Genomic DNA, 9,238 nt, shown 5'->3' with positions numbered 1-9,238 from the left:
AGCGTCAGCGGCGGCACCGATCGCTCGACTTTTTACACTTCATTCGGCTACTACGACCAGCAGGGCATCGTGGCTTCGGATATTTCAGGATTCAAGCGGTACAACATCCGGCTGAATTCCTCGCACAAAATCAAGGATTGGCTGACCTTCGGCCAGACCCTTGGCTACTCGCACATCAATAATAAGAGTGGCGTGGGCGGCAACACCGATTTCGGCGGGCCGCTGAGTTCGGCCCTCATGCTCGACCCCATTACGCCCCTCGTCATTACCGACCCCGCGGCGGCTAACGCGGTGCCGTATTCCACGCAGCCCGTGGTGCGCGACGCGAACGGAAATCCCTACGCCATCTCCAATCAGGTAGCGCAGCAGGTGACGAACCCGCTGGCTTTCATCAAAACCAGGGAAGGCAATTATAGCTGGTCCGACGACATCGTGGGCAACGTATTCGTGGAAGCGGAACCAGTGAAAGGGCTGAAATTGCGCTCTACGGTGGGAACGACGCTTTCCTATAACGGCAACGAGAATTTTTCGCCAATCAGTTATCTGAATTCCAATCAGATATCCACCCAAACCTCCTACGGCCGTTTCAACGGCAAAACTTTGAACTGGAATCTGGAGAACACCGTGTCATATCGCCGCGCCACCGGAAAGCATGACTTTACGATGCTGGTTGGGCAGGGGGCTTATCTTGACAATAACTCGATGGGCCTGACGGTGACCTACTTCAACCTGCCGGTGAATACCTTTAAGGAAGCTTCGATGAATTACAGCACCTCAGCCAACGACATCAACGCCAGTGGCTACGAGGGTATCAACCACAAAGTCAGTTCGCTGTTCAGCCGTGTGACTTACAACTACAACGAAAAGTACCTGTTCACGGGCGTTATTCGTCGCGACGGTTCTTCGCGCTTTGGTTTCAACAACCGCTTCGGCTACTTTCCCTCCGCTTCCGTCGGTTGGGTCGCTTCGCAGGAAGATTTCTGGACGATCAAGAACACCATTAGTTTTCTGAAATTCCGGGCATCCTACGGCGTGACGGGCAACGATGTGCTGGGTAATTTCCGCTACCTCTCCACGGTGGGCGGAGGCCGAAACTTTACCTTCGGCAACGACAACTACCTGATCGGCTACAGTCCCGATGCCCCAGCCAATCCCGACCTGCGCTGGGAGGAGACGAGCCAGTTGAACTTCGGCGTAGATATGGTCCTTTTCCGCGACTGGAACCTGACTTTCGATTGGTACAACAAGCTAACCACTGGTATCCTCCAAACCGTTGACTTCCCCGGCTACGTGGGCGCGACAGGTTCTTCCTTCGGCAACGTGGCCGACATGGGCAACCGGGGCGTGGAATTAGAGCTGGGCTACCGCAAGCAGGTCGGCGGAGTGAAATTGAATTTGCGAGGCAATATCTCCTACCTAAAAAACGAGGTAAAATTCCTGGGTAACGACAAGGAGTTTCTGGAAGGAGGGGCTAAGCTGCAAAACAGCAGCTACGAACTGACTCGCACGGCGGTGGGCCACGCGATCGGCTCTTTCTACGGTTTCAAAACGCAGGGCATCTTCCAAAACCAACAGGAAATCGAATCTTACTCTGGTCCCGACGGCAAGCCGATTCAGCCCAAAGCCCAACCCGGCGACTTCCGCTGGGCGGACCTCAACAACGACGGCCTGATCAATTCGGAAGACCGTACCTTCATCGGCGATCCTATCCCCAACTGGTCGTTCGGCTTTACCGCCAATGCGAGCTGGAAAAACTTCGATTTCCTGGTATTCGGACAGGGCGTGGCGGGCAACGACATTTTTCAGGGACTGCGCCGCCTGGACATTCCCACGGCCAACTGGCAGACCAGCGTCCTGGATCGCTGGACGGGAGAGGGTACTTCGGACGCCTATCCCCGCCTGACGACGAAAGACGCGAATAAGAATTTCGCCAATCCTTCTGATTTTCACTTGGAGCGGGGCGATTATTTCAGGATCAAGACCATGCAGGTTGGCTATACGCTGCCAAGCGCGGTTTCAAGCAAAATCGGTCTGCAAAAGGCAAGAATCTATGTAAGCAGCAACAACCTTGTCACGTTTACTAAATACTCTGGCTATGATCCCGAAATCGGCGGCAGCAGCTACGGCATCGACCGGGCCATATATCCGCAGTCACGTTCGTTCCTGCTGGGTCTCAATCTTGGTTTTTAATTTTTAAAAAATACAAACATGAAAAAGCAACAAATTATATACACGGCCTTGCTGGCGACCAGCTTGCAACTATTCAGTTCTTGTCAGGAGAGCTTTCTGGAAGTGGACTCCAAGGCGACCCAAGTGGAGACCAACTACTACAAGAATCCCGAGGAGGTGTTTAACGGCCTGGTGGCCGCCTATGACCCCATGAGTTGGGAAGGAACGGGGCAGTACGGCAACTTCGCCTGCCTAAACGCCATCTCCGACGATTGCTACGGGGGCGGGGGTAGTTCATCGGACGTACCCTTCCTGAATACCATGGATGCATTTACGCTCGACCCAGCCAACGGTCCACAACTAGATTTTTGGGAGAAAAACTTTGCGGGTATTTCTCGGGTCAATACCATTTTGAACAAGGTAGAAGGCAACATTCCCAGCCTGAGCGAGGCGGTCAAAAAACGATACGTGGCAGAAGCCAAATTCCTGCGCGCTTACTACTATTTTGAATTGGTGCGGCTGTTTGGCAAAGTACCCCTATTCACCGCACCACTGGAAACGAGCGAAATTTACAAAGTGACTCAGGCCACGCCGGAAGCGGTGTACGCGCAGATCGAAAAAGACCTGACCGAGGCCATCGCCGAATCCAACCTGCCCGACAAAGTACCCGTCGTGACCGACGGTGGGCGCGTGACCGCAGGCATGGCGCGAGCTTTATTGGGAAAAGTGTATTTGTTTGAAAAGAAGTGGACGAATGCGGCCGAACTCCTGGCCCAGGTCAACGGGACGCCGGGTGCTACCAACAAGTACGGCTATCAGTTGCTCAAAAACTTCAACGATATTTTCAAGCCCGACAACCGATTCAGCAGCGAAGCGATTATGGAGATACCCCACACGTCCATTGCCGCCTCCGGCTGGGGCAATACCTCGAAAGTGGAAGGGCTGGTAGCCAGCAAGATGTTCGGCCCCCGCAGCTACAACGGTCCCGAGTACTACTCGGGCTGGGGTGGTTGTCCCATCACGCCGGGATTGTACGACGCTTTGCATTTTGATCCCCGCTTCAAGGCCACGATCGCGGATGTGGACAGTTTGGTAAAAGCCAAGAAGGCTACCTACATTCCGGGTTATCAGAATACCGGGCATTTTATCCAGAAATACGCACCGCTGAAGGAATTTGAAAGCAAGGGAGCCGGCCCTTCCGCGCTCAACTACCCGCAGAACGTCATCGAAATGCGCCTGGCCGATACCTACCTCATGGAAGCGGAGGCGCTGGTGCAGGGTGGCAGCGATCTGGTTCGGGCGGCCACGCTACTGAACGCCGTGCGTGCTCGCGTAGGCCTGAAACCCGCAGCGGCCACGCTACCAAATATCTACAACGAGCGGCGACTGGAACTAGCCACCGAAGGCCACCGCTGGTACGACCTCGTGCGCACGGGCCGGGCCGGCACTATGCTGGCGTCGGAAGGTTTTGTGGCGGGTAAGAATGAGGTGTTGCCCATTCCGTTGCCCGAGTTGAACAATACGAAATTGGTGCAAAACCCGAAGTACTGATGAGCAGGAATATTAGCCGGGGATACCCGATTCTACTACTTGTTGCCGTACTCGCTATCCCCGGCTTCAACTCGTTTTCCCAATCTCCAAAACTTCACATCCTCGACCTGGAAAGCCCCGCCCAACTGCGGGCTTTCCTGCGTTACACCCCTGACCGCATTCCGTTCGTGAGCGCCCATCGGGGCGGGCCGCGCTCGGGCTATCCCGAAAACTGCCTGGCTACCTTCGAGAACACGCTATACCGTACCTGGGCAATCCTGGAAATCGACCCGCGCTACACCAAAGACAGCGCCATCGTCCTCATGCACGACCCGACCCTGGACCGCACCACGACGGGCCACGGCAAGGTAGGCGACTATACCCTGAAAGAATTAAGAAAGCTTCGACTCAAAGACCCGGAAGGCCAAGTCACGGAATATACCATTCCCACCCTCGGTGAGGTGTTGGAGTGGGCGAAAGGAAAAACGGTACTCATCATAGATCAGAAAGACGTCTCCATCGCCGCGCGGGTGGCGGAAATCAAGAAACACCAAGCCGAGGCAAACGCGCTGCTCATGGCCTACAATTTCGACGACGCCAAACTAGCTTATTCCCTGAATCCTGAGGTAATGATGGAAGTCTTCGTCCCTGACCACGCCGCTGCCGATAGGTTTTGGCAAACGGGTGTCCCCTGGGAAAACGTCGTGGCCTTTGTCACCCACACGCAGCCGAATGACCCCGCCATTTTCCAGCACCTGCACGACAAAGGCGTGCTGGCGATCGTGGGCAGTTCGCGCACGATCGACAAGGATTATTCCGAAAAGAAAATTCCCAAAAGTGAACTGGACATGGGTTATCACAGGATTATTGATTCGGGAGCAGACATTGTTGAAGCCGACCTGGCTATCGAGGCGGGCGAAGCGATGATGGCGAGGACAAAAATGAAGGGTTCAAAGGGGCGATTTTTCAAAAAGAAGCCTTAACCGGAAACTTTATTTTTACGGTTAGACTCCTTACCACCACTGCCATTCCGAGCGGTGCTTTTTGAGATAGGTCACCGCCGCCGCTGCGCCGTAGTACCGAATTTCGCCAGACTCATACCGAATTACGCAGACCAGTCTTCCGTGTTGTGCGGCGTCGATGTAGTTCGGATAATGGTAGTCTTCGGCGATGTACAGGTTGCGAAATTCATTCATATGCTCTCGCCACTCTTCTATGTTTCCGTGTGCGTCGGCGTCCGCTACGACGGGTAGTTGGCTGATCTATCGCTCCTTGTAGGGGAAATGGCGCATCCAGTCGGAGTTGCCGAAGTGCGCCCCCGGAATGGCGTTGTAGCCCGCTTGTCCGTCGAGCCCGTCGTCGTAAACTTGATACGCGTTGGTCATGCTGTAATCGAGTTCCGGGTAAAACAGCGTGTTTAGGTTGAGCATTGGTTTGATGACTTGCTCCTTAAAATCTTTCCACGGCAAGCCCTTTTTCCCCATCGCGTAAGCCGCTTTATATTCCGACAACTCCCGATCCGAAAGACCGGGCGGAATAAGCATATTGGAAACGTGGTCGGCGGGCTGTCCGCTGGGCCATTGCAGGCGGTGGCTGTAATTCTCAGGAAAATCTACTATTTCCAGCGGGTAGCCCTTTCGTTTGGCGTAGGCGCGGGCTTCCTTCACCATCTGGCTCACCCCTTCGACCGTGTCGATTTGTTTTTCCGTGATCTTGACTGCCAAAAGATTAAAACCCATCGCGGCAGCCGTATCGACCATGTGGCTGTCGCCCGGCGGGCTCTTGTGCTCCGCCTGAAAAATGCGGTACTTTCCTTCCGGGATTACGGCTGGGGTTCCCTCTTTCAGTTGTTTATGCGTAATTCCCCGTCGGACGCTACCCGCCAAAATCTGCGCGGAATGCAACACGTAGTAGGTACTGTAGAGGCGCGATGCCCAGCCGGGACGATCGCCGAACCCACCGTCCGGGTTCTGCAACGTATTGAGCCAATCCAGACAAGTGGCGGGATTGACAGGCTTGGAACCCAGCGCCTCCAACGCCCGGATAGCCGCCCAGGTGTACCACACGTCCGGCTGATTACTGTGCGCCAAAGCCGACGGATGCCACCGGAAACCACCCGCCGATGTCTGACAAGCATGCAGCCAGGCGATGACATTCGTTTTGTTAGGAACCGGGATGCCCAGCGCGGTTAGTGTCATGACTGCCTCACAGGTTGCCATCAGATGAGCGTTTTCATTTGCGGGCGTAAACAGAGAATCCAGTCCCTCGACAAAGCCCCCGCCGGGTGCTTGCCGTTGTAGAATAAATGCCTTTACTACCTCTGGGTTGGCAATGGGAGAACGCAACGTTTGGGCCGACCCGACCAAATGCCAGAGGGAGGTCAGGTCAAAGAATTCCCCCTCGGGATATTTCCGCAGTTCGCGGTAGCTAGTTCGGGGTTTGTAATGCAATTTCCAGGGTACACCCGCCGCCACGCCCTCTTCGTCCGCTCCGGGTTGACCAAATAATCGATACAAGTCCACCTTCTGAGAAAAAGACCAGTACCACGGCCCATTTTTCCAGGACGCTTTTTCAATCCACGCCTGCCGTCCGTTCTTGAAACAGGAGTCGGCGTTGGGAACGGGTACATCCAGGAGTTTCAGCGCGTACACCGCCGGGTACGTCCAGGCCAAGTCGGTGTAGTCCATGTCATATGGTCCGAAAGCGCCGTTGGACTTTTGGCAGGACAGGACGTAGCGTGCAGCCGCGTCGGCGTCCACTTGCACGGTTTGGGCTGTCGTCCCATGCACGATTCCTAGGAATAGGTATGTACCTAAACAAAGCCGTAAATTTCTCATTCTGTCTAAATTTCTTGATTTTCAAACCATCAATATTGGCCTGATGTAGATGGGTGAACTCCTGGTGAATGAAAAATTAGCTAACATTGGACTCCAATCCGATCTTGCCATATTACAAATGAATCGAAACCAATCAGTTCTCGTCTGAAACGATGCCCAAATTTTCCCCAATTATTCTCCTGCTTGTGTCAAGTACCCTGGCTTTTGGGCAGTACGACACCCGCTTTGAAAAAAGCGAAGGCACCCAAACCCCTACCTACGAAGAAGGAATCGCTTACTACCAGCTCCTGGCCAAAGATTTCCCCCAAATCCAGATGCAGACCAAAGGCTTGACCGACAGCGGGAAGCCCTTGCACCTCGTGCTTTATTCTCGTAACCGCCAATTCGATATTACCAAACTCAAAGCGCAGAGCAAGGCCATTGTACTGATCAATAACGCCATTCACCCCGGCGAGTCCGACGGCGTTGATGCTTCCATGCTGCTGCTGGGCGACATCGCCCTGCACCCGGAACGATTCCCCCAACTCGACAGCGTGGTGCTGGCGGTCATTCCTTTTTACAATATTGGCGGAGCCTTGAACCGCAACAGTACCACCCGCGTCAACCAGGAAGGACCAGAGGAATACGGCTTTCGGGGCAATGCCCGTAACTACGACCTCAACCGCGATTTCATCAAGGCCGACACCCGCAACGCCCGCAGCTTTGCCGCCATTTTTCACGAACTCGATCCTGACCTGTTCGTCGATACGCACGTCAGCAATGGGGCCGATTACCAATACGTGATGACGCTGGATTATACGCAGGAGAACAAGCTGGGAGGTAGTTTGGGCGAATTTCAGCGAGGTACTTTCCTGCCGTATCTCTACAAACACATGAAGGAAGCGGGCTACGAGGCCACGCCCTACGTCAATGCCTGGGGACAAACGCCCGCCAAGGGGTTCGTGCAATTTCCCGACTGGCCGCGTTACTCCACGGGCTACGCCGCCCTTTTTCACACCATCGGCGTAATGACCGAAACCCACATGCTCAAACCCTATGACCAGCGGGTGAAGGCTACCTACGCTTATCTGGAAGGCACGACCAAAGTACTGGCGCAATATCGCCAGGCGATTATCGCGATGCGCAAGGAAACCAGAGAGGCCGTAAAATCGCAGAAAACTTTTCCCTTGACCTGGCAGGTGAACCGCGAAAAACCCAGCCCAATCGAATTCAAAGGCTACGAACCTGAGTACCCTACTAGCGAGGTGAGTGGCCAAAAGCGACTTTATTACAACCGCGATAAGCCTTTCACCAAAAATATTCCATTTTATAATCAATATGAAGCCGTCGAAACGGTGGAACGTCCAGAGGCTTACGTCATCCCCCAGGGTTGGCACAATGTAATCGAGTTGCTGAAACTGAACCGAGTGCAAATGCGACCCTTGTCGAGCGACACGATGCTGCAGGTGGAAGTGTATCATATCTCGGACGTGAAAACTTCCTCTCAACCCTATGAAGGGCATTATTGGCATACCAATGTAGAATTGACCAAAGAAACGAAAGCGGTTTTGTTCCGAATGGGTGATTGGTACATTCCCGTCAATCAGCCTACCAACCGCTATATTGTCGAAACGCTGGAACCCAAGGGCGTCGATTCTTTTTTCAAATGGAATTTCTACGATACCATTCTGCAAGCGAAAGAGGGGTATTCGGCTTATGTTTTCGAGGAATTAGCGGCGAAGCTCTTGCGCAAATCACCACAACTGCAGAGGGCAATGAATGAGAAAATGGCAACGGACGAGGCTTTTGCCAAGAGTGCCGACGCGCAACTGGATTATATTTACGAGCATTCGGCCTACCGCGAAAAGGAGTATTTGCGTTATCCGGTTTTCAGAATTCCTGCGCGATAAGGTTTTGTAGAAAAAAGTTTTAACACTTTTAAAATCAACACAATGAAGATTTTATCTAAACTACTACCACTGCTTATCCTGATCGTTCTTGCCTGTAAAACTCAGCAATCGACAGACCAAAGTTCCACCGCCTATACGGGTGCCACCATCATCGACGGGCGCGGCGGCGAACCGATCAAAGATGGCGTCCTCCTGATTGAAAACGGACGGGTAGTGGCAGTCGGAACGAAAAGTGAAGTCAAAATCCCCGAAAAAGCCTCGGTCAAAAACGTGACGGGTAAGTTTATTATGCCCGGAATAATCAACGCCCACGGCCACGTGGGTGACGTGCAGGGAATCGAAGGCGGACACTACTCGGCCAAAAACATCATCGACAACCTTGCCACCTACGCCCGCTATGGCGTCACTACGGTTGTGAGTCTGGGCGGCGACGCAGCGGAGGCGGTGGCCCTGCGGGATGTCAATGACACGGCCGCTACCCAGCGGGCACGGCTATTCATTGCGGGCGAGGTGATTACTGGCGAAACGCCCGCCGAAGCCGAAGCTGTGATTGAAAAGAATGCCAAAATGGGCGTCGATTTTATGAAAATCAGGGTGGATGATAACCTGGGTACTTCGCCCAAAATGTCTGAAGAAGTCTACCGCGCGGTCATCAAAAAATCCCACGAGTTGGGCTACAAAATCGCCACCCACATGTACTATCTCGCCGACGCCAAGAAGCTACTCGAAGCGGGCAGCGACCTGATGGCGCACAGCGTGCGGGACTTAACCGTGGATGAGGAATTTGTTCAACTCATCAAGTCGAAAAACATT

The 9,238-nt window shown here is 53.7% G+C and carries 7 protein-coding genes; 5 read left to right on the top strand and 2 right to left on the bottom strand.

Annotated features, from left to right (window positions below; translation table 11 throughout):
• From ACEW8P_RS02310 to ACEW8P_RS02300, 3 genes are all read left to right on the top strand, one after another.
• The coding region (locus ACEW8P_RS02310; protein ID WP_373511499.1) for a SusC/RagA family TonB-linked outer membrane protein at positions 1-2,190 on the top strand (2,190 nt) is incomplete at its 5' end.
• Positions 2,191-2,208: 18 nt separating this feature from the next.
• The gene (locus tag ACEW8P_RS02305) at positions 2,209-3,720 is read left to right on the top strand and encodes a RagB/SusD family nutrient uptake outer membrane protein (RefSeq protein WP_373511498.1); all 1,512 of its coding nucleotides are present in this window, start codon (positions 2,209-2,211) and stop codon (positions 3,718-3,720) included.
• A complete protein-coding gene (locus tag ACEW8P_RS02300) occupies positions 3,720-4,682 on the top strand; it encodes a glycerophosphodiester phosphodiesterase family protein (protein ID WP_373511497.1) in 963 nt (320 codons plus the stop codon). The genes ACEW8P_RS02305 and ACEW8P_RS02300 overlap by 1 nt, the downstream gene beginning before the upstream one ends.
• A gap of 30 nt (positions 4,683-4,712) precedes the next feature.
• Here ACEW8P_RS02300 and ACEW8P_RS02295 read toward each other — a convergent pair whose 3' ends face one another.
• Together ACEW8P_RS02295 and ACEW8P_RS02290 are read right to left on the bottom strand one after the other, a co-directional pair.
• Complete coding sequence (locus ACEW8P_RS02295) at positions 4,713-4,895, bottom strand: hypothetical protein (protein WP_373511496.1); 183 nt, start codon at positions 4,893-4,895, stop codon at positions 4,713-4,715.
• Positions 4,896-4,961: 66 nt separating this feature from the next.
• Entirely contained in the window at positions 4,962-6,488 is a 1,527-nt protein-coding gene (locus tag ACEW8P_RS02290; RefSeq protein WP_373511495.1) for a prenyltransferase/squalene oxidase repeat-containing protein, read from the bottom strand.
• Positions 6,489-6,688: 200 nt separating this feature from the next.
• On the opposite strand from ACEW8P_RS02290, the gene ACEW8P_RS02285 reads away from it, so the two are divergent.
• Positions 6,689-8,425, top strand: coding sequence for a M14 family metallopeptidase (locus tag ACEW8P_RS02285; RefSeq protein WP_373511494.1), 1,737 nt, complete (start codon positions 6,689-6,691; stop codon positions 8,423-8,425).
• A gap of 42 nt (positions 8,426-8,467) precedes the next feature.
• On the top strand, positions 8,468-9,238 hold a 771-nt coding region (locus tag ACEW8P_RS02280; protein WP_373511493.1), incomplete at its 3' end, for an amidohydrolase family protein.

The sequence above is a fragment of the Persicitalea sp. genome (assembly GCF_041751555.1).
Classification (GTDB): domain Bacteria; phylum Bacteroidota; class Bacteroidia; order Cytophagales; family Spirosomataceae; genus Persicitalea.
This window is presented reverse-complemented; position numbering and strand designations above follow the sequence as displayed.

Coding starts and splice junctions, on each gene's coding strand:
- ACEW8P_RS02285 (WP_373511494.1), top strand. CDS start 6,689: ATGCCCAAATTTTCCCCAATTATTCTCCTGCTTGTGTCAAGTACCCTG.
- ACEW8P_RS02295 (WP_373511496.1), bottom strand. CDS start 4,895: ATGAATGAATTTCGCAACCTGTACATCGCCGAAGACTACCATTATCCG.
- ACEW8P_RS02300 (WP_373511497.1), top strand. CDS start 3,720: ATGAGCAGGAATATTAGCCGGGGATACCCGATTCTACTACTTGTTGCC.
- ACEW8P_RS02305 (WP_373511498.1), top strand. CDS start 2,209: ATGAAAAAGCAACAAATTATATACACGGCCTTGCTGGCGACCAGCTTG.